This window comes from Danxiaibacter flavus (assembly GCF_041060425.1).
In the GTDB taxonomy this organism is placed as follows: Bacteria; Bacteroidota; Bacteroidia; order Chitinophagales; family Chitinophagaceae; genus Danxiaibacter; species Danxiaibacter flavus.
Genome location: NZ_JAULBC010000002.1, coordinates 873,470 through 900,041, shown reverse-complemented (window position 1 = coordinate 900,041; position 26,572 = coordinate 873,470). Strand labels below are relative to the sequence as shown.

The 26,572-nt window shown below is 39.5% G+C and carries 22 protein-coding genes; 10 read left to right on the top strand and 12 right to left on the bottom strand.

The features are described from left to right. Positions 1-265: 265 nt before the first annotated feature. Positions 266-1,264 carry a polysaccharide deacetylase family protein gene (locus tag QTN47_RS09280; protein WP_369329077.1) on the top strand — a complete coding sequence of 333 codons (999 nt, stop codon included), beginning with the start codon at positions 266-268 and terminating at the stop codon, positions 1,262-1,264. 371 nt (positions 1,265-1,635) lie between these two features. On the opposite strand, the gene QTN47_RS09275 is transcribed toward QTN47_RS09280, so the two are convergent. Next, a complete protein-coding gene (locus tag QTN47_RS09275; protein ID WP_369329076.1) occupies positions 1,636-2,109 on the bottom strand; it encodes a DinB family protein in 474 nt (157 codons plus the stop codon). Positions 2,110-2,290: 181 nt separating this feature from the next. Between QTN47_RS09275 and tssO (QTN47_RS09270) the strand changes: the two genes are divergently transcribed. From tssO (QTN47_RS09270) to tssR, 4 genes are read left to right on the top strand one after another with little or no spacing between them, the layout of a single operon-like run. After that, on the top strand, positions 2,291-2,791 hold the full coding sequence (tssO, locus tag QTN47_RS09270; protein ID WP_369329075.1) for a type VI secretion system TssO: 501 nt from the start codon (positions 2,291-2,293) through the stop codon (positions 2,789-2,791). 5 nt (positions 2,792-2,796) lie between these two features. Next, positions 2,797-3,327, top strand: coding sequence for a type VI secretion system TssO (gene tssO, locus QTN47_RS09265; RefSeq protein ID WP_369329074.1), 531 nt, complete (start codon positions 2,797-2,799; stop codon positions 3,325-3,327). Between the two features lie 9 nt (positions 3,328-3,336). Next, a complete protein-coding gene (locus tag QTN47_RS09260) occupies positions 3,337-4,248 on the top strand; it encodes a PKD domain-containing protein (RefSeq protein ID WP_369329073.1) in 912 nt (303 codons plus the stop codon). A gap of 60 nt (positions 4,249-4,308) precedes the next feature. Next, the gene (gene tssR, locus QTN47_RS09255) at positions 4,309-6,687 is read left to right on the top strand and encodes a type VI secretion system protein TssR domain-containing protein (RefSeq protein WP_369329072.1); all 2,379 of its coding nucleotides are present in this window, start codon (positions 4,309-4,311) and stop codon (positions 6,685-6,687) included. A 148-nt stretch (positions 6,688-6,835) separates the two neighbouring features. On the opposite strand, the gene QTN47_RS09250 is transcribed toward tssR, so the two are convergent. The 11 genes from QTN47_RS09250 to QTN47_RS09195 all read right to left on the bottom strand — a co-directional run bounded on the left by QTN47_RS09250 (position 6,836) and on the right by QTN47_RS09195 (position 22,070). Beyond that, the gene (locus tag QTN47_RS09250) at positions 6,836-8,692 is read right to left on the bottom strand and encodes a type VI secretion system baseplate subunit TssF (RefSeq protein WP_369329071.1); all 1,857 of its coding nucleotides are present in this window, start codon (positions 8,690-8,692) and stop codon (positions 6,836-6,838) included. Positions 8,693-8,806: 114 nt separating this feature from the next. After that, on the bottom strand, positions 8,807-9,610 hold the full coding sequence (locus QTN47_RS09245) for a hypothetical protein (protein WP_369329070.1): 804 nt from the start codon (positions 9,608-9,610) through the stop codon (positions 8,807-8,809). A gap of 53 nt (positions 9,611-9,663) precedes the next feature. Beyond that, positions 9,664-11,577, bottom strand: a complete 1,914-nt coding sequence (locus QTN47_RS09240) for a PAAR-like protein (protein WP_439100177.1) — start codon at positions 11,575-11,577, stop codon at positions 9,664-9,666. A gap of 1 nt (position 11,578) precedes the next feature. Next, positions 11,579-12,382 carry a hypothetical protein gene (locus QTN47_RS09230; protein ID WP_369329068.1) on the bottom strand — a complete coding sequence of 268 codons (804 nt, stop codon included), beginning with the start codon at positions 12,380-12,382 and terminating at the stop codon, positions 11,579-11,581. Positions 12,383-12,400: 18 nt separating this feature from the next. After that, positions 12,401-14,101 carry a T6SS phospholipase effector Tle1-like catalytic domain-containing protein gene (locus tag QTN47_RS09225; RefSeq protein WP_369329067.1) on the bottom strand — a complete coding sequence of 567 codons (1,701 nt, stop codon included), beginning with the start codon at positions 14,099-14,101 and terminating at the stop codon, positions 12,401-12,403. Between the two features lie 23 nt (positions 14,102-14,124). Then, positions 14,125-15,165 carry a DUF2931 family protein gene (locus QTN47_RS09220; RefSeq protein ID WP_369329066.1) on the bottom strand — a complete coding sequence of 347 codons (1,041 nt, stop codon included), beginning with the start codon at positions 15,163-15,165 and terminating at the stop codon, positions 14,125-14,127. A 3-nt stretch (positions 15,166-15,168) separates the two neighbouring features. Beyond that, positions 15,169-17,046: a phage baseplate assembly protein V gene (locus tag QTN47_RS09215; RefSeq protein WP_369329065.1), complete on the bottom strand. Its 1,878-nt coding sequence runs from the start codon at positions 17,044-17,046 to the stop codon at positions 15,169-15,171. Positions 17,047-17,151: 105 nt separating this feature from the next. Next, positions 17,152-17,556: a type VI secretion system tube protein TssD gene (tssD, locus tag QTN47_RS09210; protein WP_369329064.1), complete on the bottom strand. Its 405-nt coding sequence runs from the start codon at positions 17,554-17,556 to the stop codon at positions 17,152-17,154. A gap of 46 nt (positions 17,557-17,602) precedes the next feature. Next, positions 17,603-18,964, bottom strand: a complete 1,362-nt coding sequence (locus QTN47_RS09205; protein ID WP_369329063.1) for a DUF5458 family protein — start codon at positions 18,962-18,964, stop codon at positions 17,603-17,605. Between the two features lie 38 nt (positions 18,965-19,002). Then, the gene (locus QTN47_RS09200) at positions 19,003-19,536 is read right to left on the bottom strand and encodes a type VI secretion system contractile sheath small subunit (RefSeq protein ID WP_369329062.1); all 534 of its coding nucleotides are present in this window, start codon (positions 19,534-19,536) and stop codon (positions 19,003-19,005) included. 56 nt (positions 19,537-19,592) lie between these two features. After that, positions 19,593-22,070 carry an ATP-dependent Clp protease ATP-binding subunit gene (locus tag QTN47_RS09195; RefSeq protein WP_369329061.1) on the bottom strand — a complete coding sequence of 826 codons (2,478 nt, stop codon included), beginning with the start codon at positions 22,068-22,070 and terminating at the stop codon, positions 19,593-19,595. Positions 22,071-22,252: 182 nt separating this feature from the next. On the opposite strand from QTN47_RS09195, the gene QTN47_RS09190 reads away from it, so the two are divergent. From QTN47_RS09190 to QTN47_RS09170, 5 genes are read left to right on the top strand one after another with little or no spacing between them, the layout of a single operon-like run. Next, complete coding sequence (locus QTN47_RS09190; RefSeq protein WP_369329060.1) at positions 22,253-23,170, top strand: hypothetical protein; 918 nt, start codon at positions 22,253-22,255, stop codon at positions 23,168-23,170. 14 nt (positions 23,171-23,184) lie between these two features. Next, on the top strand, positions 23,185-24,066 hold the full coding sequence (locus QTN47_RS09185; RefSeq protein WP_369329059.1) for a TssN family type VI secretion system protein: 882 nt from the start codon (positions 23,185-23,187) through the stop codon (positions 24,064-24,066). A gap of 5 nt (positions 24,067-24,071) precedes the next feature. Further along, positions 24,072-25,244, top strand: a complete 1,173-nt coding sequence (locus tag QTN47_RS09180; RefSeq protein WP_369329058.1) for a hypothetical protein — start codon at positions 24,072-24,074, stop codon at positions 25,242-25,244. Positions 25,245-25,253: 9 nt separating this feature from the next. Beyond that, positions 25,254-26,114, top strand: coding sequence for a lytic transglycosylase domain-containing protein (locus QTN47_RS09175; protein WP_369329057.1), 861 nt, complete (start codon positions 25,254-25,256; stop codon positions 26,112-26,114). Positions 26,115-26,142: 28 nt separating this feature from the next. After that, positions 26,143-26,571 carry a GPW/gp25 family protein gene (locus QTN47_RS09170; RefSeq protein ID WP_369329056.1) on the top strand — a complete coding sequence of 143 codons (429 nt, stop codon included), beginning with the start codon at positions 26,143-26,145 and terminating at the stop codon, positions 26,569-26,571. The last annotated feature ends 1 nt before the right edge of the window (position 26,572 follow it).

Here is a 26,572-nt window from a genome sequence, read left to right as displayed (position 1 = left end):
GAGGTACACGGAGTTTTTGCCACGAAGGCACGATGACAGAAAGGGGCACAAAGGGAAAAGCTGAAGGGCAAATAAGATTAATGAATAAATCCGTTGGGGTCAAAAAAAAGCGTTTATCGATAGATTAAATTGGCATTTGATGTATCGTTGCGTCGCCGCTTCTTTGCATTCGGTGCGTGAAAGTTTGCCATCGTTTCGTTGCTGCGCCGTGTGAAACCAGCGTGCTTCGTTTTTGAATTTTGACTTTTTACACCAAACTAGCTATATGAAAAAACTATCTTTCCTTTTGTTTTGCTTCGTTACCGTTTTTGTTTCTGCGCAAACTTCAGAAACTACTTACGCTGAAAAACTCGGATTTCCTAAAGGAGCCAAAGTATTGATCCTGCATGTAGATGATGCGGGAATGAGTTTTGACTCAAATGAAGGCGCCATAACCGCGATGACAAAAGGCGTTGCAAATAGTTGCAGTGTTATGATGCCTTGTCCGTGGGTGCCCGCGTTTGTCGCATTTCTTAACGCCAACCCGCAAATAGATGCCGGGCTTCATTTGACATTAAATGCCGAGTGGAAGAACTATCGCTGGGTGCCATTAGCCGGAAAGACAAACGTACCTGGACTTACCGATACCGAAGGCAATTTATGGAAAGGCGTTGGTGACGTTGTGCAACATGCATCGGCAGATGAAGTGTACAAAGAAATAAAAGCGCAATTAGATCGTGCCATTACGATGGGCATGAAGCCAACGCATCTTGACAGCCACATGGGTACATTGTTCGCCAGTCCTGAGTTTTTAAAACAATACATTCGATTGGGCATAGAAAATCAAATTCCGGTAATGTTCCCCGCAGGTAAAGCAACACTGATCCAGGCTCAGCAAAAATTCTCTGATCAGCAAATGAATCAGTTTCGCCAGGTAGGCAAAAATCTGTGGGATGCAGGTTTGCCAGTGCTTGACGATCTGCACAACGAGAGTTACGGCTGGACCATTCCTGATGACGTAAAGAATGACGACAAAAAATTACAGGCTTATAAAACGCAGAAATATATTGAAGGACTAAAGTCCTTGCAACCCGGCGTTACCATGATGATCATGCATTGTACAGCTACCACCGAAGTGTTTAAAGAGATCTCCGATTCAGGCCCTGTTCGCCGCGGCGATATGCTGGCGATGATTGATCCTGCATTAAAAAAGGCTTTGCAGGATGAGCATATAATTTTAACTACGTGGAGAGAGTTGAAGGAGAGGAGGGATAAGGTTAAGTAAAAAGTAAAAATTCAAAAGTCAAAAGAGTGCGAAGTGGTTGTACGTTATAAGTTGTACGTTTTACGTTGATTAAAGCGAAGGAATTTTTTAGAACAGGTTAACATAATCCCGAAGGGATGGAATTATTATAGAAAAAGAGATACGCCCTATTTTTAAAACCCGAAGGGTTGACATTACATTTATTGTGCCACCCTTTCAGGGTTTTGAATATTTAATTTAGCTATTGCTATAATAATTCCATCCCTTCGGGATTGTATAAATCGAATTAATGTTCTTGATTAGATTAAAATGAGTGAGCATGACCATTGTCAAGCAATTACTATTTCGAAATTTTAGCCCGACAATAAAGGTTTTGAATTTTTACTTTTAACTTACTTCACCCTCCGGTATCTCGTTCCAATATAATCCACAAAATCGGGCTCCAATCCCTGCTTGCGGATGAGTGTTTGAATTTGTGCGCGGTGATGAATGGAGTGATAGTTAAGTTGTAACGCAATATCTATTGAGGTAGCAGCCCAAAGGGTGCCATCGTAGCCGATAAACGTTACTTCTTTCATTAACTCTTCGTCTTCTTTTTGTTGTATGTAATCAATCCATAGTGCAAGACTTTTTGTCCATTCTTTTTCTAAAGCCTCCATTGGATAAACTGGCAACCACCAATCCATTTGTGGGGCCCTGGTTTCGTGTTTGATGCGCGCCATCCACTTGTACTGGCTGTTGATCAGATGACTGAAAAACGCGATAGCTTCCGAAGGTTCCGGCAGCATTTTTATTTTTTGAAGCAATTGCTTGTTGGTCGCATCATTGAAAAGAAATGTGTCGATAAGATATTGTTTCATCTGCATAGACGGTTATTGAGTGGTGAACACAAATAATGGGTGAGAAAATTAACTCAAAAAAACTTGATGCAGAAGGAAGTTGGGATAGAAGGCAAAATCTCCGCAAGCAAAGTATTATGCAAACATAAAAAAAATAACACATGTAGTATGAATATTATATATTTGTGGCCCTAAACCCCGAATTTCTATGATAGCTCATAACAGAAATGAGATCATAAAGAAGACCCTTTATTTTTGGCTGCTATTTGTCATTCTCGTCTGTGCGTCTTTATTACCTGTCTATTTTTTTGTATGGGCCGCTCAAAAGCAAAAGTCCGTCTATCTATCTAAAATACAGGATTACAAGAACATCATTAATAAACAACTCGTGCTCCAGGATCAAATGGACTCGCTGTATAAAAGCCTTTCTTATATCGATGCTGACAAAGTTGACAATTACATTTTTTTAGAAAAGTTTATTGCCGATCAAAAAGACCGTATCGCCAGGCAAGTGGGCGAAGATAGCAGCAATCATTTTTCAACTTATACTTATGTTTTGAACCGGTTGAATGCAATGATCCTTTTAAAAGATTCACTTGTAAAGATTCACAATGCTGAGGACCTGTTGAAAAGAGATCTCCGCAGTTGTATGGACAAGAACACTTCAATCAGAAATTCCATATTAAGACATAATCAATTGGCCAATTAGCACCCATGGAAAGAGATAACCTGATAACCCTTGGACGAAGAGAAAAACGTCAGTACCTTATTTACCTTGTTTGCATATTCGTGTTTACAGTATCGCTCCTTGTCTGGATTATTTTCCGGAACAGCAACAACCCTTTTACATCCAAGTCGATAGTAGAAAATGCTTATCTGAAAAAAGCAAGAGCGTTTGATGAAAGAAAGAAGTATGCTTCTGCACTTTTTGACAGTACGTTTGAAAGGATTACCGCATTGCAAAACGGGACGCTCAACACAATTGTGGAGGCGGATATCACAAGCCAGGTGAAGGAACTAAACGACCTGGCCGACGACGTAACCGTGCATGACATTCGTTATGCCAGTTTTCGCCAGATGGCCGCGTTTCTTACCAGTTATTTCGAAGATATGCTTACGCTGAAACGAAAAGTCGCAAATGTGCAAATGTTTCAGAAGCAACTGACGGATTGTGAGATCGGCTATAAGGATGGAGAAATTTTAATGAATCAATTGCGCGCAGCTCAGGCTGCAAGGGCAAATTAATTGTTTTGCATGTTTTACAATCGAAACATATTTAAGATAGCATTGCTCCCATTTTTGGTAGCTGTTCTGGTGCTTGTTAATGTGATTGGCGTTAAAAAGCTTCTACCAGCCAATGAAGATGTAATTGCCATCGTTTATCCAAGAGTAATTTCTTTAAAGGATACGATGTTCTTTGTGGATAGCACAAGCTTTGCGAAACAACAGAGATGGTTGTTTGGAGATGGATCTCAATCTTTTTCTGCTTCGGGTTATCACCAATACGAGCGTCCGGGTAACTATACAGTGTTGCTGACAATTAACAATAAGTACACGGATACTTTTTTTGTCACTGTAAAAGATACGGCCAGGGTATATGCTGTCGAAGATTCAATCACCTACATCCAGGGGCCGCAAACGGGAATGCAGTTCGAAAACCTCGTTTTCCGGGCAGGCGGAAAGGGAGCGCAACAATACCGGTGGCGGTTTGGAGAAACAAGTACAGTTGATTCCAGGGAGTCTTTTGTTCAATATTTCTACCAGGCTCCCGGCGATTATACTGTATTACTGTATACGGACAATAGTGAATACCCTGCACGACATACCATTCATATTGATCCGTCCTTTAAAGCGAGCCAGGATAGTATACTGAATTTTGACAGTGCATACAGACAGCGTGAGAATGATTTTAAATTCCATTTACAGCAGATCGCAGATGGAAATAACTTCAATAAGCACTACTATTATCTTCTGGATAAATATTTATGCCGCAGTGAAAAGATTGCAGTTAAGATCAATGGGCAAAAAATAAATGATTTCAGTAGCTATTGCCTCGGTCTGCAGTTCGACAAAGATGTCGAGATTCAATCAGTTAAATTGATTTTACAGGAAGATCTCAAATGCATGAAATTGATTGAAGTAAAGCAGGGCAGAGAACTAAGATAATATACTGCTGCTCACTACATTCTCTGCTTGCCATAACGCGTATTTTACAACCCTTTATCAATGAAAAATTTCAGCCTGATTGTCCTTGTTTATTTCTCTATGATCAATAACATGTCGGCGCAACTTTTTGCAAAAAAGATGACTGTCGCCAAAACTCCGGCAAATACCTTGTATAGGTTGCGGGGAGAAGATCTTTTGCTAACAACAGGTTATTTTCCTGAAAAGGAGAACTGGGTAGTGTTTTCGGACAGAAATGAAAATCTCACATACACCAAAGCCGGAAATGATATTGTGTTTAAAAGTCTTGCATTTATGGATGCCTGTTACGTTGTTGGACAAAAAGGAGATTTTGTTGAACTGATAAAGTACGATCCCAAATTATTGAAGACACCGCTGAATCATAAGATTGATGCTAAAAGTGCCGATTATTTGGGTTGGATAAATAAGAATAATTTGTTGTTGTGGCGCGGCACATTAAAAGATCGGTTGTCATTGTTCTCCACAAAAGCAATTGCTGTATTCAAGAATGAAAACATCATACAATCTTATTCTTCAAATATTGTCAGTGATTCGTTGCTGTCTTTTTCTTCGCCATTAACCAACACGCAGCACATGAAGCAGGCTTTGCGAGATCTGCTGTTTGTTTATAAACAATCGGACGATGGAAAAAGATGGTTAGTTGGAAAAATGGCACATTTTACCGTTGATAACTGCAAGCAAAATATGATTGGCTGGATAGATGCTGATTATATAAAATTGTGGGGAAACCGGTCTTTTCTGGCAACTTTAAAGAATGACACCACCAGAGAAGGTGAACTTTTTTTTACAGATACTGCGTTAAGTGCACTTTCTTTCCCGCTGGGCGGCAACAACTGCAATAAGAAAGTTATTGATGAATTATATCCTTTAGAAAGAGTAATAAAACATGATTCTGCAGACAGCTACGTCAAAACAATGGTATTAACAGACATATTTGATTATAGCAGGAATTTTGCGATTAATGTTTTGGGGAATAAAATTAGCTATGATGAATGCAGGAAAACTATACGCACCCAGGATAATCTGAATATTGTTTTTGTTGTAGATGGAGGTAAGACTAACGGCAAATACGTTGGTGGCTTGTTGAATACATTACAGTCATTGAATGCAAACCTGCGAAGTGCCAGCGGTTTTAAAAATATCAGGTACGGAGCAGTTTTGTATAAGGACAATTTAGTCAGTTGCAGAGATGTAACGAATGTATTTCCCTTGCATGAAGATATTGATGAGCTAGCCGTTTTTTTCCAGAAGCAATTAACTGAGATAAATAAATGTAATAATGATACCGTGGCGCAGGCAATGTTTGCCGGTATAATGCAGGGAGCGAAGCTGTTGGACAAGCATGAGAATGAAAGTAATATAATTGTTTTGATAGGGGCTGCTGGAAACAATGTGAACGAGGGAACTTCATGGAGTGACGTTGTCCGTTCGGTTAATAGGGTGGATGCCCGAATACTTGTCTTTCAAACGCATAATGTTTCACATCCGTCATTTAATGATTTTGTGATCCAGGGAAAAGATCTGGTAATGAGTGTTTCGGCTAATAATGCAGAACTTAAGAAAGAGAAGCTAATTGATTCGAGGCAAGTCCTGGCACAAAATGATTTTTCACTATTAACCGGGGATTCCGGTGTTTATTACCTGGATTATCCTGCCCGGTCTATGGAGCCGGGATATGTCATTTTTCCCGGCAAGAATCGTGTAATGTCTCCTTATTTACTGGAAAAGAATATAGACAGTCTTGTTGGCAGTATTCAACGTGACAATCAGGCGATCCGCAACTCATACCGGCAATTTTTTAGAACAGTAGGCATTCGCAACACTGCAGTTGCAAATGGTTATGAAAAATATTTTCCGTCGTACGCCGACAGGCATTTACCTATTACATTTTTACAATCTGTTCCGCTTGAATCTCCATTGTTTTGTGTGCCTGCGCGGCTGCATAGTTCCGAAAACGATCCCCTGTTAAATGGCTTTCAGCCTGGCTTATTGTTGACGGGTGATGAATACCTGCAAGTGCAAAACGTCTTTGAAAAATTAGGAAAGTTATTTGATCAGCGCCGTCCCGGCCGGAGGTTTATCTACAGAAATATTTGTAAGCAGCTAAAGGAAGTTTTAAGAAGGCGTGGTATGAAGGATGTTGCCTCATACAAACGGTTGTCCTTTGCGACAGCCACGGATTTGATGACAGGATATAAAACGAATAACGATTTATGGCAGGCGAAACAACTTTATATGATTAAAAAGAAACATAAAATGACAACGGAAGAGATTCTGCAAATTTTAAGAACATTCAAGGAAAAGTCCTTGTGGATGAAAGAGAATATGGGTGATAAAACTTATTCATTTATGTCCAACGGGCAAATTTATTATGCGTTAATAGCAGAACAGTTGTTTTGATCCTGATGGAATAATTCAAAAGTAAAAAGTCAAAATTAAAAAACATTAATGCTGTCATTAATCCTTTCTTTTGGACCATTCATTTTTTGAATTTTTACTTTTGAATTTTGATTTTTTTTTTGACAGGTCATTCCTGATACAGCCATTATTATTCCAACGTTTGCTCAACAAAGATCCTGTAGTTAATTTCTCCGCAGCTGCTGCCTTTAATTTTGTGCAATAGATCGTTAGCAATAAGATTCCATTCAGAATTGTTTAGTTCATTAAAGCGGTAAGGGGTCAAGGTTATATCTAGCGTCCTGATATAACCTTGTTTGGGATGTGGTGAGATCATCAGTCCTTTTGAGAATTTAATATCTTTGAATTTATCGCCCATTTCATACCTGCAAAAATTTCGGATGTCTTCCTGGGTAACCAGTCTGTCTCTGCTACCAAGGCTATAGCGATACGCATTTAAGCGTTCTCCGGATTTTAAGCTTTCTTTACCACCGGTTGTCTCGCTAAGTAGCACACATTCTTCAGGTATCAGGGCGGAAGTTTGCATAGCCTTTAGAAAAGTGCCGGAACGAATGTTATTTGCCAGTGTGCTTTGTGTTACCCAGTACTCAGCAAAAAGCAAGCTGTTTATGTCAAAGGCTTCCGTAATAAGATAAGTAGTTGTCTTCTTTATTTGTTTTTCAGTATTTGCGGCTTTATGTTCAATAATATTCAGTTCTCTGGAGAGAGTTTGAAGAATGGTTATCATAAAATCCTGGTCAAGTGAAGAAAAAGCAACCACTTCGTCACGGCAAAGTTCAATCAGGTAATTTACAATATCCTGTGCAGACCTGTTGTCGAATCGTTCTGCACCGCCGTACCTCAGGGAATAATAGCCTGTTTTTTTGGTGGATGACCGGCCGTAAGGAATCTCAGTAAGTGTTCGGTTGTTGCTGTCCGATACACGATGAACAGTCATAAAGCTCTCACTCGTATTAGTCGTTAAAGGAATGATGCTGTACAACGATTGCAGATTGTGTGTATGGCTGACAAACGAACGATTTACAACTGGAAAGGCATTGAGATGAATATGCATATCTTCCATGATTTCATAGGTAAAACTGGCGGGAAAACTAAGTTTTAGCCAGATGAATTTTTTGCTCAGCCTCTCATTCAGAATTTGAATATTAAATGCGCTCTTTATGTCATCCGGTAGATCAGAAATCTTTATTGCAGTTGGTATTGGGCAATCGTTCATGGTTAGAAATTTATGCTGATATAGCAATTTTACTTTATCAGTAATTTTCAACATCATATCATGAGCCTCAAATATTTGCTCTTCTGTGCTGACATTATTTTCATGTCCATACTTTTGTCCGGCACAAACCTCAACCGGTTCATTACCTATTGCAGCCTTACACAAAGGCAGCAACTGATAGATCCAGTTTTGTGTAATGTGTGAAGGGAAATCAAAGTAAAGGGATGCATCTTTGAGATTATTAAGTTCTCCGGACGCTTCGATGCCGATATAGCAAGTCGCCCATGGAAGGGGCATCGAGGTTCTTGCTAAGGTCTGTCTAAAGCCTGCGGAATCAAAAGCGAAAACCTGGTGACCTGCAGCCATACAATTAATTTTTGCCTTGACCAAAAAAGTGTAGTCAACAGGCGTAAAATGTACGCTGAGCGCATCCTTATTTTGGTGAGCAGTGGCTTTTTTCTTCGCCGTAAACGGGGTAAACGGACTAAGAAGGTAACTTTCATCCGCAGGACTTGCACGCATAACAGCGTGTGCGGATTGTGGCATCGTAAGAAAGGTAGGGGTAAGCAACTGGGAAATTTTATCTAATATCCGCCCTTCGATATTCTGTACTTCATTTGCCGCGCGATATACTTCCGTGCTAAATGCCTCCATCAACAACTTAACAAAAGGATCAAGTGCGTTTACATTTTTTACATCCCAAAGGCTGGAGGCGTTTTCCATTAGGCGGGATTTGATGGCTTCTTTGGTGAATTGATTTTTGAGTTGCATGGGAAAGGGGTTGGGTTGAAAAGGGGGTGTAGGAGTTAATGAGTTCTTACATCTTGCCTCAACTATTTTTATTGTTTGAAATGGGTTCTTATACTGACAAAGGACTATGATCATCTAATAATACCAATTCGACGATTTTATTATCATATGTTTACTCGGATTCTCTTTCTTACCGGTGTTAGCAGGATCAAGTAAAATCAATTTACCTGTATCTGTGAAGTGAATTCCAATATCCTGAGTTGAAAAATTTGTCCTAAAATCCATTTCATAACATCGCATCGCATGAGAAAAGCCTGCAGAACTATGAAAAAAAGTTATTGAGTCATTAGAAATATAAAAGTCAACAGCTTTCCTTTCGTTTATTGATTCTTCTAGTATTGCCCGTACATGATCAACAATATCGCTGTCAACCCCAATTATTTCATTCTCCATCTCCAATTTGTTTAAGTTGTATAGTGTATCATAAATGTTGAAGGATGAGTTATTAACAATTAAATCATCAATTTGTAGAAGTTTTCCATTTTTTAAATTGAAAGTGTAATTATCGGCATAGCTGTCAGGATAAACACCCATTGTTTCTCCTTTAAATCGAATAGATAATATTTTATCTGTGCAATATACTGCGTACGAAAGTGAAATAAAGCCTCCTACGCCTTCTTTCTCATTATATATGGATTTGTTAAACATAGTAGGGGAAGATTTGTATTGACCAATTGTGTCAAGTTCAAGTATTCTGGTTTGAATACATTTATTTATTGTCCGTTCTATATTTCTGTCAAAATAGTTGATTACCGGAAATTCAAGTTTAATGCTTCCGTCTTTACTTTTATATGATATATTTTTTATTGCGATTGATTGTGTAAAGGCGTTTACGGATAAAATCAATGTAATAACAGTCACAAAAAAATTCTTCTGCATGGTAAGGTTGATTTAATTTCTTGGATTCATGTCATTTTGCGTATTTACATTTGTTAGATCTTTTTTGTATCAGTTTTTTTTGCCTCCTCCTCCTGGTTCCTTAATTTTTCATAAAGAGCAATTGCATTGTCATCTTTAAATTTTATGTTTTTAGTCTTGTCATCTGGATCTGGCATAGACGCATCTTTATTGAGTAATTGCAAGTTTTTCATAACAATTTTTTTATCTATGGTGTTTCCATTATTATACACGGTTTCATAATGGTTGAAAACATCAAACGCTGTTTTTTGTCTTGCCTTTTTAATATAATCATTACGTCGTTTAATACCATTAAATCCTCCATTAATTGTTTTAGAGACCTTAGCTATATCATCATTGTCCGCAAAGCCATTGGTGCCAAACAAACTTGTTTTTTTTGAATCGAACCACTCCCATACGGCAGATTGTACTGCATAAATAGCGTCTTCCTTATCATCCAGTTTTTCATAGTTTCCTTTAAAGCTGGCAGCATCAACATCTTTAGTAAAATCTATGTCACCACTTGCATCACTAGGAAAAGGATGTTTGTTTCTATATTCAGAAAGTTTGGTATAATCTTCCCTGCCAGTTAATTGAAGTATTCCCCTACCTCTGAATCTATATCCGTCTTTCGTTTTTTCATCACCGTTCTTCATCCAGCCACCATAGGCCCGTGAAAAGATTTCTACCTGATAGGCTTCATGCCCTTTGAGTATAATTTTAAGATCTTTATCATCATATAATGTCTTGTCTATAAATTGCTTAGTCTTTGTATCCTTCATGCTACGTCCGTACAATTCCCTCTGATCGATTTTTATTTGATTATAAGGCTCCTCCTTGAGTAATTCTCTTAAAATTTTCTTATCCTTAATTAGACTTGTGCTTTTGTATTCCAAGATGATTTTTGTGTCTAGTTCTACATCTGAAAAATAACCATAGCATTTTTTTTGATCTTTTTCCGGCTCAATAAAATAATCGGCCAATAAGGCATCTTTATGAAATCTTGTTCCACCATGTGCAAATTCAGTTAATGCTGAGGGCTGGTAATTTCCACTTTCAAGAGATATGCTAAATGCATCCGTTTCAGCCATGACTTGAGCCATAAATTGTGCCTTCCTTATGCATGTGTCAAGATTGAACTTCGCTCGATATAGATTTAAATACTTCAAAACGGATATTGCAAATTTTTCCTGTTGTGAAGTCAGGGTGCCAGCCATCGCCTTAACTTGTTCTATTGTAAACTCGCTGCTGCAATTATTGCAGGTTGGAGGCTTGGCTGGGTCATCAGTATCGTTGTCCGCTTCTAAATCTCTATAGTCGTCGGGTAACTCCTCCAAAACAGCCCTTTGGCCACTGTGTTCAATTTTTATGTCCTGACCACTTATATTGCATGGAATAGCCGATTTCCGTAATAAGGCTGGGTGTGAGTCAATTATTGTGTTTGATAAATTCTTCCATTCTCCCAACTGGATTACGCCTGAGCATGGTGGTTTATATCTGCCCCATTTAGAGTGATTGCATACACCTTTGAATTGAATATTTGCTGCATCGTTTTTATCGCCGGCAGTAGCCCATAATGCATCCTGAAGCTTCACTTCTGTTGAGGTTACTTTAATATCTCCAATAAGACATGAACAAAAAGTGCAGCTCACTTTCCCCTGTTCATTTACATACTTGATTTGTTCGTTAGGATCGTGCCATTCGTTCTCCTTCTTTTTTTCTTTTCTGGCTTCTTTACTATCCGGCGCTGGCCCAGTGTCCGTGGCTTCTGCAACCTTTTGCCGCGCATTGTTTGCAGCGGATTGAAAGGCTGCAGTAGAAATAGGATCACCTTCATCCTGTGGAGTTGTTTCGACAGATTTTAGAATTTGCTTTGCCGATTTGGCAAGCTCCTGGTGTTGTCTGTCTGTAACCTGAGGTTCGGAAAGTAGCCTAGATAGTAATCCCATACTAACAAAGATTTAGTGTGTTCATTTCTAAATCGAAATCCCACTCGATCCTTTGATCATTGCGGTAATAAATAATTTCTGCCTCAGCCTGATCTACAAGTAGGGCTCCCGGCGATCGCATAATGGTTCCAGTGAAGCTTTCTACGTAAATAGGAGAATCAGGCAGTATGTTGGCTGATATTTTGTACCTGCGTCGTCCATCTTTTGTTGTGTTCAAATAAGTAATTATTTCTTCGAAACTTTCTTTTTCAAAATCAGAAAGTTGGATATTTCGTGCGCCCTGCCAAATGGAATTGTGCGCAACAGGAATGGGTGGAAATAATAACCCAAAGTACAGGTATTGGCTAAATGGAACTTCAAGAAGAGTATTTTGCATAAACGGCTTGTTCAAGTGCTCAAGGTAGTTTTCCACCTTCGCACCGCAATAGCTACTCAGTATTACCTGTTTTAATTCGCGCCAGTTGTTTTTTAACTCTTCGATATTTTCAGTTGATGTTATAAAGCCACTTTTTTGCGCTTTTGCTATTATCCAATCATAGCGATAGTACAATCTTCTTATAAAATCAGCTGCTTTTTGTGCCTTCTTACCGGTGGTCACCTTCACGTCGTTTATCTCGATTTGATAAACATAAAAGGAAGCTTGGGCATCGTTCATATTGGAATTCTTTTCCTTGATGTAATGCACCTTATTAATGTTTTCAAGTATTTCGATATGAAGTGCACATTCATAAGAAACCACATCTCTATGATCTTTTTCTATGACACGACATGTTGCTTTAAAAGCATATGTAGGGTTATTCAACATTTTCAGACAATTTCAATTTTATCCAGGTAAAATCACGCGTTCACCATAATCTGTTTTCCCGTCTACTGTAATGGTAACAGGGTCCATTCCAATCCAATCAAAGTTTGAGGACCAGTGTAGAAATTCATTGCGCAGCCTTTTTAGATCCAATTGCTCTTGTAGTTCCTGTTTTTTTTGACGGTATTCAGCAAATCGCTTTTCCGGTATTTTAGAACCTGCATAATGTTTATCCAAATCTTTGTATTCATCTTCAATAAAGGGGTTGAAAACATACGGTTGGGTGTAGTTATCAAAGGCATACTTGTATAGCCTTTGTTTAGTTCTAATTAGAATGTTATCCTCGCTAAGTGTTATGTTTCGTAACTTTCCATCGCTTGAAGCGGTGCTTGTTAATCTTAGTTCATACTCGTTTTCTAACGAGTTTTGCCTGAATGGTATTCCAAATTTTACCCCAAATTCGCACATTATATGAAGAAGAATGTAACTGTACTTATTGCTCAAACGGCGCCGTCCAGATAGTTTTCTTTTAAAAGAATGCACTGTAAGTTCTTTTTCTTTAAACCATCCGCTTTTCCAAAGGGTTTCTTTTTTTTGTTTCAGCTTTTCGATATCGCCATTTAAAATTTCATCTACATATTCGATATTGCCTTCTACATAACCGCCGCCTATGTCAGAGTGTGCTCCCGGAAATGACAACTGAAGAGCTTTTGAACCAGCGACAGAAGTATGAAAATTTGCGCAAGGAATGCGGTATATATTATGGAAAAGGTTATGTTCAACAGTTACCGTACCCATGCTTCTTATGTCAGTCAAAGGGAAATTTTCTCTATATTCATCCGCTGCTACAAGATGCACTACTCGTCGTGCTTTGTTTATTGCATTTAGATGCAAGCCTTCTACAACAGCCTTATTTCGCGCTCCCGTATTAAAACTTGCTGAAAAATGCCCATTAGGGTCGTAGGATAAAACCGTATCAAATAAGCCAACAAAGCGTATGCAAATGCGATTGATAGTTACGTTTTTTTGCTTTAAAAAGAATCCTAAAAAACCATGAGGTGGAATTTCGTCAGAAGAAGGCCAATAATATTGACCATCAACGCCGCCGATGCCATTGTCATACTTGATGCCATCTTGCCGGGTAACTTCATGGATAAAATTACGAGCGGCAGCAGCACCCCGGCTAAATCCAAAAACATCTATCGTGAGGCAATTAATAGCCTTTTTCCTTTTGCCTTTTTTTATAATTTTTAAGCATTTGTCTGCGAGTTTTTCACAGCCAATTCTAACCTTGCCCCTGATTCCTGTACGACCAGCGCCCATTGCCACACCATTAGAAGAAGCACCATAGAGAATATGCACTTGGTCGCGTTGGTAGTCTTCTGTCCCAATACCTTCTATATAAATACTATCAGTTACACAGTCTTCTGATTCCAGTTTGGGATAGTACGCTTCCAGTCGAGCTATATTCGAAAGGTCATTTTCATAACTGTCGTCATCTTTGTTGCCATAATCATCATATGCTTGTGCCTGCTTTTCCTCTTCAATACTTGCACCCTTTTTAATATTACGCTCTTTTAGGTGAACATATTTTTGCTTGGCATTTGTGTTATTTCTATTGTTTTGTGTGCCGTCGAAAAATAGTGCAACGATGACATCAATTGTGCCAACTGTTAACTTTTCTATTTCTGATATATCGTATACGAAACTTGTGTAAGACATGCAATAGGTTTCGGGTAAAAAAACTATAATTTTTTGCTTAATTGATACGTCTCTATAAACTTTGGAGTTAGCAAGATTTGCTTTTGAAAGTTTCGTAAGTAAATCTTAACTGAATCATTATGCTTATTTATTTTTAGCAGCAGCTCTGCTTGCTTTGAATTTTCAGAATATAAAGTCTTATATGCATCGAATACCTCATTTTCCTTCAATGATATATTTGAGAAATACTGTTTGTTATTATGTTCCCAGGCAACACCGATTTCCTTTATCCGCGCTTTGAAAAGATATTCTTTTGTTTCTTGTAACGCAGATGTAATATCTTCTCTTTCTTCATTAAAATAGAACAAGAGTACCTGTTTGGTTCTGCTTATACTATCTTCGAAATCTACAACCGTGCGAATATGAAATCTTTCACGGTAAGTATCCCATAAACCATATGGGATGCCGTTTTGGGATAGGTTTTCCGCTATTTCGTGTTCGCCGCTTAAAATTCTTTGTGCATACTCTTTGGGATCGTTGTAATAAGCCGACGGTAAGAAATCTCGCATGGAAACAATAGTATCATGTGCCTGATAACGGCCTATTTCCACCTGTGGGGCACCTATACTAAGCCAAACGACAACCACACCGCCTGGCGCCATACCTACGACTATCGTATTGTAGGTTAGTTGCTTTTTTACATCCATATCCCAATATCCTTCCTTGAATAACTTGCTTATTTTTTCTTTCGGCAGTTCAAAGCTACCGGTGTAAAATTTGCTTTCCGTGTAGGAAAACCAGGTAAGATCTAAACGATATGGCACTGGTTTAAAGTCGTCCCCTACAGCATGGGTAGAGCCAAGTTCGCCCCATCCATTGTCGACAAGAGCGCTACTTGGAACATAGATGCTGCCTCCTTCATATACAAGGTATCCGGAATGAATTTTTACAGGATAATTTTTAGGTGCGCATTCTGTTGGCGACCAATTATATTTTTCCATTTTTGTCCCTGCTTTATGATGCTGACAACTAACAACGCATATGTTTAAAAGCCAGCAAATAAATACTGTCGTGATTTTTTGCATAGTTTATCCTTTGCTGATCCGGGCGTCTACTCGTCCCTGAACTAATGTTTTTCCTGCTCCTCTGAAAACCATATCGCCTGTTTGCGTTGTGATTTTTATATCACCGGATGTTTGTTCAATTGACTGGTTTACGTGCAGCTCCATAGTTTCTCTGATATCTTCTTTCTTATTTCCGGACGAGACACTATATGTGTTGGCTATCTCTGATGTCTTATTTTGTCCGATGCTTTTTGTTTCATCTTGTCCTATCGTGACATCCATATTCTTTTCTACGTTAACTACCATGTTTTTGCAATTCAACGTAATAGTTTCAGGAGCGGTAATCGTAATATTCTTGCCCTCTGTATCCAAATAGATTTCATTACCTCCAGGATCCTTAATCAAAATGTGTGTCCCATCCGAGTTATCATCAAATTCGATTGTGTGACCTGTTCTGGTGATAATACTTTTAATGTGGTTATTCTCCCCACCACCCCTTCCATTCCTCCCATGAAAAACACTCCCAATCACCACCGGTCTGTCCGGGTTCCCCTGTTCAAAATCTATCATTACCTGGTCGCTTTTTTCGGGGATCCATACCATACCGCGGTTTATGGGCTGGTCGTTGTTGCCGCCGCCACCGGCATGAGGCGTGAGAACTCTTATCCAGTCTGTTTCCTGGAGAGAATGTTGCTGGCGCCAGCCAATAAACTGCACTTTAATACGGCCCTTTCCCTGAGGATCGTCATTGCTAAGAACGGTGGCGGGTAGGGGGTAAGTTTGTGGCCGTTGACAGGCAAGTGGAGGAGGGGCTTTGCATGCAGCGGAAATCCCTGTGAATTCATTGGAGTAGTTTCCGGCTGCATCAAGCTTGTGTGTGATAGAGCTGATTCTGACATCTGTATGCCACTGATCCTTGCCATCGCGTTTAGCATTGATGCCTACTACCATTCCCACATGCATTTGAAAACTCGTGCTTTCTCCGGCTACTTCATACATATTAGACGCAGTGCTGTTGGTAAAGGATCTTGATAGCTCAACAAGCAATCCTTCATCCGGTGGCAGAATCTTCGGGTGAGTGTAATTAAGTGCATAAGGAGTCATTTGCCTGGAGCGCGTAAACGCATGATCTCTGTAAGTTCCTTTAAAATCAGTTTGTGTGGTTGTTTCATGCATGAATGAGTCATGAATGTGAGGCTCATAATCATAGAGTCCGCTTTGTACTGGACGCATGCGCATGTTCATGCTGAGCCGATAACAATTTTGTCCATAAATGAGGGCAGGTCCTGTCTTTTCTTCTGCTGCTCCGAAGATCAGGTTGCGTCCATCGAAATACAAAAATTGGTTGGTATCTGCAGCAAGCCGTCTCAGGAAATTCCATGCATTTTCGTTAAAGCGGCACAAATATTTAACCGGAAGCGTGTAAATTGGATTCGCAATTACGCTGGTTCTTACTTCATCCAGCGGTTTGGCAACATAGCGAACCGCAGATGCCAGCGTTTCTTCACAGAAACTTTCATATGCCGGTGCGCCGTCCAGTACCCAGGTGGGGCTGCAACCTTTAAGTACGAGTATACCCTCATTAAGCGCTTCATGATCGAACTGCACATCTGTAATGTAAAATTTCGTTTCCAGCCGCTTTCCGCTGTCCTTGTCATTCTTATCATAAATGACTACTTCAGTATATTTTCCCAGGAGCTCTTCTGCTCCGTCAAAGAAAATGACACCTTCGCTTTGAACTTCCTCATGTGGAATCTTCAGCATAAGAAGATTATGCGCTGATAGCTGCTGGCTAATTTCCAGTGCCAACACATGCGTAATGAGTTTGCCATTAATGCGTACGTCTGCACCTATGTATTGGGGGACATTGACCGCCGATGTCGCCGTATTCGTTTGCTGCATAAAGAATTATTGTTGATGAGCCTTTCCATTGTTGTACCCGGGTTGGGCTAAATGGTTAACCTATAACCGGCCGCAGTAAAATGCGTGCCGGTTATAGGTGACCTGCTAACTGTTTTGATCGAACGTTAACTCAGCATTGCCTTCAACTGTTGTTTTCGGAGAAAGAACAATGGAGATCTGGTAAGGAAACTCATTTGAAGAATTGTAAGAAGAATGGTAATACGTAATAGTACATTCCTTGTATTCCGTTTCAACAAGCTTACCTTCTTCGTGCGTATTGAACAACGTCAGCTTTGCGTCGAATCTTTTGCGGCTGTTCGCATACTTTTCAAAAATCGCGGTCGTATCATCTTTGCCCTCAAGCGTAAATTTAGCATCTGCTTTAGTGGCATAAGCTGTGGCGCGGTTCCATTGGTCAACCGGTTTTGTGGATTCAAATGACGCGGAAAAAACATTGTACTCTTTTCCATCCAGTGTAAGACGTGCTAATTTGGCGGGTTTAGTTGCCATTGTTTGATTTTTTAAGGTTATGAAAATTGTGAACTATATGGATTGTTTATCCTTGCTGATATTCCGTATTCCACTCAGCATTTTCATCTTCCCCTTTGTGGCCATCCAGTTTAATCACAAAACTTTTAGCAGGGAAGTAGGGAGTGATGTTTATGTCAAGCCAAATGCGATCCTTTTGCTGAGGATCTTGCTCAAAGCGAAGGATCTTGAATTTTTCAATTAGTTTATCCGGGCCCTTAATACTATCCAGGTAACGCACAATTTGTCCGCGTAAGTCCGCTTCAGTCTTCACATTCCAGTTTTCAAATGCCCGGCGGTTGAGGAAATCAAAAAGTACTTTTGTTACGTAGTCAAAAACGCGCACTACAGAATACGTCTGCAACCCAATGTTATCGCCGGTAAATAAGGTCTTGGCCGAAAAAGCCATGACCTTACCATACTCATTTACCATTGGTACAAGCCCCAGTTTTTCAAGATGCGATATTTCAGATTTCTTCAGTTCAAATCTCACGGCATCTACTTCATTCATACCCCCATGTTTTTTACCGGCAGTTACCTGGCTCATCAATGTGTAATGCATCTTACCGGCAAGTGAGGTTGAACCCGGAATAAACACGTCCTCCTCTTCGCCCGTTTCAGTTGCCTTTCCGCGCCCTGCCAGGTAATTGCATGTCATAATAACATTGCTCCTGTGTAATTCTCCTCCGGTTAAATTGGCTGCTGTAAACATCTCTATCACGTCGTCCGGCTTGTCCAGGTTGGCGAAATCGGTCACAAGCATTACTTTATTTTCGCTGGCAATTTTCGCCCATTTTTCTACGACCTTGTTTGAGCCAAGATAGCCTGGCAGAACAAGCAGAGAGTAATTCTCACGCAGGTCAAGCCGGTCATAGTGCTGCTTTAACTCTGCCGCTATAAAATCAATAAAATGAGGATTGTCAAGATCTTTGATCTGTTCTGCAGATGCGTTTACAATTACTACATTATTGATTTTATCGCTTTCTGCATTCTTGTAAAACTGGGCTACTGTTCTATATGCAACCTCAAGCGAACGGGTTGCCTTTAAAGTATCACGCAGGTTTTTCTTCATCAGCTTTTCAGCAGCTTCCGCTTCGTGTTTACACTTGCTGATCATTCCGGATGTGTCGCCGCTGTTTTGCAAAATATCCAACCAGAGTTCAAGTGTCTTGTATAAATTTTTTCTATCCTTTTTTTTGTCGGGATCAGTAAGAAAAATTTCTTTCCTGGCTTTTCTGTCTGGATTGAGGTTTGCAATGCCATCTATAGTATTTTCAAGAAACGAAAAGCCTCCGGATTTAGCCAGTTTTTGTATTGAAGGATTAAAATCAGTTTTTTGTGTATGTTGTTTTATGGGTTCGGCAATGGTGCCAGACTGTATTTTTGCCATGTGACTATTTTTTAAGGTTTTAGATGTTTGCGGTAATTTTATTTGACAGGTTCAAGCTCCGTTAAACCTTGTTTTATTGCATTAATAATAGCTTCTTTTGTTTCATCATTTGAAAGTAATGTCTGTAACACCCGGTTAGATTTTAACTGTTTCATAATCCTGGCATATTGCTCCTGCTGTACATTCAGCGTGTTTAAAAGTGTACTTTGGCGTGTTATGTTTGCGGGTGTAAAGTCTCCAAGATTGCTAAAGCTCAGGGTTTCACTCATTTGTTCTCCATTGGTGTTTTCAAGTTCAACTTTGACGGAAGGCTTAAAATGTGTAAATACATCATCAACTGTTTTTAGCCCTGCAACAGTATCTGGTTGCAGTGGTTCTTTGCTGGTAAGTTGTGATACAAGCAGTGTTTTGTTAGATGGTATTTCGTTGATAGCCTCGCTTGAATCTATCTTTACTTCATTACCTCCAACACCATAATTGTACATAGCCATTGTGTTTAGTTTTATTTGAGGAATTGTGATTTGAGATGTTGCTTGTTGATGCGCTTTGCCATGCGCATTTTCCGGTTTCATTTTCTTTTTAAAAACTTTTAAAAGACGAAGTATTGAGTCTATGTAATGCGACATATTTATGCACTATTCTTTTCAGGATGACCGGCAGTGGCCGGCAAAACTTCCAGGCTAAGTTGATTGTTATCATTCAGGTCAATACATATCATGCTGTCCTTATGTAGCAGACCGCTTACTATCATCCGGGAAACAGGTCGGCGGATCTGATGACGAATAACACTGGCTATTTGTCTTGCGCCATAAGTAGAAGAGAAACCCGCGTTGACCAGCTGCAACCTCGCGTCAGCTCCGATTACTAATTGAATATTCTGTTTGCTTAAAGCCTGAACTAGTGATTGCAGCTGAAGATCGAAAATATGCTTGGCCATGTCTTCTGTTACTGGTCCGAAGGGAACAATCTCGGTAATACGGCCCAAAAATTCCGGCCGGAAGTACGGTCGCATCTTTTCCAACAAATCGCTGTGAGCTGGAATTTTATTTTGTTCAAATGATTGCGCTATGAAATCACTGTTGATATTTGAGGTAAAAAGGATCAGCGCATTGCTAAAATCACCTTCTTTGCCTTGCTTGTCGTGAATGTGGCCTTCATCCATAATCTGGAGAAATACATCAAACACTGATTGATGTGCCTTTTCGATTTCGTCAAACAGCACCACAGAGTAAGGCTGCTGACGTATCTTGTTCACCAGCAGACCACCCTCTTCATAACCCACGTATCCGGGCGGTGCACCATACAACAATGCGGCGGAATGTTCTTCCTTAAACTCAGACATATCAAAGCGGATCATTGCTTTCTCATCATTGAAAAGAAACGCTGCAATAGATTTTGCCAGCTCTGTTTTCCCCGTTCCTGTAGGTCCCAATAAAAAGAAAGATCCTATCGGTTGCCCGGGTTTGTTCAGGCCGCTTCGATTTTCGAGAATAGCTTCACTAACAGCTTTCAATGCATGATCCTGACCTATTATTCGCTGTTTGAGACGGCGATGCATATTCAGCAGCTTCTCTTTTTCCTTTGCCTGGATATCTCCGATGGGAATACCTGTTTTAATTGAGATTGTTGCTGCAAGGTCCTGAAGACATAGTGTATTTTTCTTTTCTACTGCTTGTCTGTTAAGATTTGTGAAAGTCTGCTCAAGTGCTGAAATTAAATACTGAGTGGGTGAATTTTCATCAACTTCCAATTCTTTTGAACTTGAAGAATGCAACGGTTTAAATGAATTCGAAATCGATCGGTTCAGCCACACAAGCTGTCTTTGTTTTTCCTGTTCAGAAAGCTCTTCAGCTTCTTTTATTTCTACAGACTTTTTTTGCAAACGCTGAACTTCTTGCTGCATTGTTTCTGCAGACGTTCGTATTGAGGCCATTGTCCTGTCAAGCAAATCAAATGCAGCATCGGGTAATTTTTTATCTTTTATATAGCGTTTTGCCAGGCGAATACATTCAGGAATAACATCTTTCTCAACAGCTACCTGGTGATGCTGTTCGTAAAGCGGAAGATGTAATTCTAGCATTCTCTCTGCGGTTTGCAGATCCGGTTCGTTCAGTTGCAACAGTTCGAAACGCCTGTTGAATGCACGCTCAGGCTCGATCAGTTTTCTGTATTCATCAGGAGTTGTTGCACCTATTACAGTTATTTCACCACGCGATAAAATTGGTTTTAACAGGTCAGAGGTTCCTGCGAGTGATCCTTTAGAATTTGTTAGTGTATGTATTTCATCGATAAACAGAATTGTTTTTTCCTGACTGCTTAATTCAGCAATAATTTTCTGCATTCGGTCTTCCACTTCTCCTTTATATGTGGCGCCGGCGCAGAGTGTAGACAGGTTCAATTCATATAAAATGGCTTTTTGAAGAAATACCGGCACATCTGATTGAGCTATTGCTAGAGCCAATCCATTTATTAGTGTGGACTTTCCTACACCAGCTTCTCCTGCGATAATAACATTCGGTTTGGTGCGCCGGCCAAGGATTTCGATAATTTGCCTTAACTCCATTTCGCGTCCAACGACGGGATCGAGCTTATCCTTAAAAGCCAATGCTGTTTTATCTGTGCAATACTTTTGAAGTATGGCTGAAGTATAATTTGGAGATTTATCTTGTTTGTCTTCAGGGTTAGCAGGCAGGTCAAACATTAAGTCGTGTTCTCTGAGAGGAAAGGACTTTAGCTGATCAGCCGAAAAAGCAACGCCCGGTTTACATATAGCAGCGAACAATGCAAATGCAGTAATATCTGCGAATCCGAATTTTATTTTTATATGAGTGGCCTCATCAAGAATGTTGTAAATGCTATCGCTTTCTTCAATTGTATCAGGAAGTATATGGCATTTTGGATATTCATCCATTCTTACTTCGGCCCATTCTACAAGGTAACTGATGTCCAGATCCAAGGCTTCAAGAAATGTACAAAGACCAGCTTCGGGATGTAATAGTGCCCGCAATATATGTGCAGGTTGTAGCTGTTTATTATAGTATTCGCGTGCAAACCCTTTTGCAATAGTGAATACATATTGAATGGAGTCATTTATCGATTGGGTCATCTGTTTTTTAACGGTTTGGGTATGCTAAGGTAATCGCTTAAGTAAAATTGTATGACAAAAATAAATAAATTATTATTTAAAAACATGTAAATATTTTTATAAATAAATTTTTTTCTGCTGTATTTTCGCCGCAAGAAAAAATGCCATGTTTTTTCTCAACCTTAAACTTTTTACAACCTACGATGCAACCTTTAATAAACCTGGAAGCAGATTTCAAGACGGAGGTTATTGCCGCACTTTTGGTAGCCGGTGATCAGGATGTTAGCAGAATTATTCTTGAACGGCTTGGAAACAATCCCCGGCCTTACTCAAAAGATATCCATCATATTTATGAACATGTAAGCGCAGGCAACTTAAGTAAACACACTATTTTTCAAACTTACAGACAAAGTATCTATGAAGCATTGCCGGAATCATTATTCCATCCGCCTACATTAGGTGAGATTACAATGACTGAAGCGCAGGCTGTAGAGGAAATCAGGCTGCAACGCAGACGCGAGCATGATGCAAGAATTTTTTTCCGGCCTTTTGAGCAGGAATCTTCTTATGTTGAAATAAGCGCACTGTTGATCGAGTTGATGTACGAGCAAAAGGGGCGGTTCAATAATCTTTTTTATCTTTTCGGGCAGGCTTGGCCAATCATCAACAGGCTTCCGGAAGAAACTGCTTTGTGCTTTATATATATCCTTCCTATTCTGCATGAAGTGCGCGGCAACAGAAAATGGATTGAACAATGCCTGTCCTTCCTGCTAAACCGGCCGATCATGATAGATAGCGTTTACAACGTAAAGGAAATTATAGCATCAGACAATTTCAGTCTGAATGTTTGCAGGCTCGGCATTGACAGTAGTCTTGGTGGTCTGGCTTATTATGACGGCGTTCCCGAATGGAATATTTGCATTGGTCCGGTACACAAAGAAAATATTTGCAGTGTATTGCCACAAAGCGAATTCTTTGAAGTGCTTGAAATGCTTACAGCTTGCTTTATTCCGGATTTTGTATTCAGCCGGTATACGATTATAACGCAAAAAGAAGGCGATACCTTTCTTTCCGCCAACCAGGATTATAATGGCCGCCTTGGACATACCTTCTATCTATAACATGAATATTTTGTATGATCACAAATATGTTTTTCCAGTTTCTATTGCTTCCGTTACTTGCTTTATGCATGACTGTTCCTTTGTTTCTTATAAAAAAGAAAAACAGTTTACTTGCCAATAAAACACTTGTTGTTTTTATTCTATTAAATATAGCGCTGATTGCTATCGTGGGACTGTTGGGCATTATGGGGAACAACTTTTCTCCCTGGGGTTATCTCGCAGCCCAGTTAATCTTCTGTGTCATGGGAATCGTATTTGTTCAACTGTATGAAGTATACATAAATAGAAACGTTGCCAATTGCAAAGCTCTAACTCAGATATTGATAATAGCAATTATTATTGTTTTGGGAGGTTATTTAATGGCTACTGTTTTTAATTTGGTAAGCGAGGTGCAATCTGGCTATATCGCAGCTAGTGCTTTGCTTATTTTTCCCTTGCCTCTTTTGTTTTACATGACCTACCTGGCACTTATAAAAATTCCCGTGGAAATATATGACGTATGGCGATATCCTTTGGATGCTGTTGAACTTAACATCGAGGGTTTTGACTTTAACAAGCTGATGGTGCTAAAAATAGAATTGAGTAAGAAGTTATACGACAAGGATAGATTAAGATTGATGGTTAAAGGACCCGATGTTATTCAATTGGGTGCCTGGTTCAGGATGTTTATCGATGATTACAATACAAAGAACTCAGCAGATACAATTGAATATATTGATGATGAAGGGTTGTCATACGGATGGATCTTTTATTACAAGCACTCCTTTCTTCACAGGCGCCGGTTGCTCGATCCTGAAAAGAGCATCCGGGAAAATCTTGTTAAAGAGCACGTGACCATTATTGCCAAACGGGTAATAGAACATTCAGAAGAAGTTTTTTACAAAAACAACAATTAGAAAATATGATTATTCCACCCAAATATTTGCCGGTGAACTGGGCTGACGGAATGAAAGTGACCAGGAACCATTTTGACTGCACAGAGAATTTTGTGATTGATAATTTAAGGGACGTGGCATCCGTGCATGTCAATAAATTTAATTTCGGTTTGTTGCCGCCACTTGCTTCCGGAGGAGCAATGGTAAGTGACTATGAAGTAACAAGAACTGCTACAGGCCAATTGCAAATTTCCATTCATTATTGCCAGGCGATCACTCCCGGAGGTGTCCGTATTTCCATCGTAGGGGAGGGAATTAAAAAGAATTTAAGTTTGTCTGATCTGAATGAGTCCGGAGCTTCAGATGAAAATGACGATTGGTCGGACAGAATTGAAAGCCTGTATGTCGTTATTGTTGCTGATCCTTTTAAGAAAACATTGGTAGGCGATCCGGATCCTGAAGAAATTCCCATAAGGCATCCGTTCACACAGTCTTATTATTCCGTAGAACTTAAGAATAATAACGAAATAAGAGGGCGGGAATTAGGCATGAACCATCTTATCATTGGTCGCTTGCATAAAACAGGCAACTCACTTGAGAAGGACGCAACGTTTGTTCCGCCCAGCAGTACGATCAATAGCTGCGTTGCTTTGATTGAATTCCATCGTGCTATTTGTAACAGAATGAACGATTTGCAAAATATCTCTTTGCAAATCGTTCATAAGATCAATTATAAAAATCAAAAGTCGATTGTATCGCAGAATGTGAAGGCTATGTGCAACGTTTTATTGCAATACTGTGCGGAGAATTATTTTGCTATGCGTAATATGGTGGCTTCACTTCCGCCGGTTTATCTGCTGAATGCTATTTCCGTTCTTGCGAATAAGCTGCTCACTTTTATAAAAATGCTTCCGGAAAATGAAAAAGAAGAGTTGTTGAATTATTTCTTTGAATGGAGTGATATAACACAGGTGAATTTCCTTAAGATTCTAGATGATACGATTGAGATAAACTATGATCACTACGACTCAGGTAATTGTTTTGTGCAGTCAGTTAAAATGCTTGAGGATATCCTGATAGTATGGAATAAACTCAACTCACTCGAGTTTATTGGTCAGCATAAAGAAAGCATTATTGTTAAGGAAGAAGTGATTACAAATGTGGTGAAGGAGAAAAAGGGCTGGAGTATTTTAGATTAAGGAGGCGTTATGAGATATGCTTTAATTGGTTTGTTGTTGAATTGTATGTCGGTTACGGCAACATACGGCAGAGAGCGGCACATGGTTGTGTCTGCAGACAGCATGTATGTTGATCCTTATATTGAAAGATTTATTTCCCTTTACAAAGCTGACATATTGCGTACAAAGCGGACTCATAAGCAACTAGTGGCTTTTATTGAAGATCAGTTACGGATAAGCGACATGCCTTTGCAACTTAGAAATCTTGCAATCATAGAATCCGCGCTTAACAATCAAACCATATCATGGGCGGGAGCCGCAGGTTGCTGGCAGTTGATGCCCGAAGAATCACGTACACATGGATTAGTTGTGGATTCTGTAAACGATGAGCGATATGACATTCTAAAAAGTACACATGTTGCAATCCTGTTGCTAAAAGAATTGTATACTAAGTATAATGATTGGCTGCTTGTAATTGCGGCTTATAATTGCGGTGCCGGCAGGTTAGACAGGGCTATAAAGCAAACCGGTGAATTTGATTTCTGGAAAATACAAGACTTCCTTCCGCAGGAGACGCGCAATCATGTTAAGAAATTTATTGCGGTAGGTAATGTGTTAGATGGAAGTCAATTGTTGAGTGATAGAAAGGAGTCGAAGAATTTTGTTGTCAGAAGTGTTGACAGCATATGGGTAAGCAGCACTTTTCAACTTAAAGTGATTGCCCGGTTTTTGCAAATACAAGAAGACAAGCTGATCAACCTCAACAAAGATTTTGAACAGGTTCGGCGAGATAAATCTGAATGTTTGTTGCTATTGCCAAAAGATCTGATACCTGATTTTATCCTTTACAAATCCGGGATCCTGCGAGCATCGATTGCAGAAAGTAATTGATTAAAACAACTCATTAATTATTCAATTTATGTACTATCAAATACCCTTTGATTTTGGAGCTGTCATGCAGGGTGCTCCGTTGCCAGCGTGTGATCTTGTAGAAAGTATTGCGCAGCATGTTCAGCTATTGGTGACAACGAAGTGCAACGAGAACCGGTTTGATCGAAAATATGGCAATAGTGTGTGGGACCAGGATTTTGAAAGAGGATTATCGGATGCAGACTGGGAAGATAAATTTAAAACATCTCTATTATCCGCTCTTGAAAATTATGAGCCGCGGATTTTCAACATCAATATTGTTGTCAAAGCAGAAATGGTTGAAAAGACATGGCCGCTGAAAAAATACACAGAAATTAAAAAGAAGGTCACTGTTCTCATCAATGCTCAACTGGTTGAATCATCAGAAAAATTTTCATTTAAGACGGAGCTGTATATAAGTCCGATGGCTGTTGTGTAAC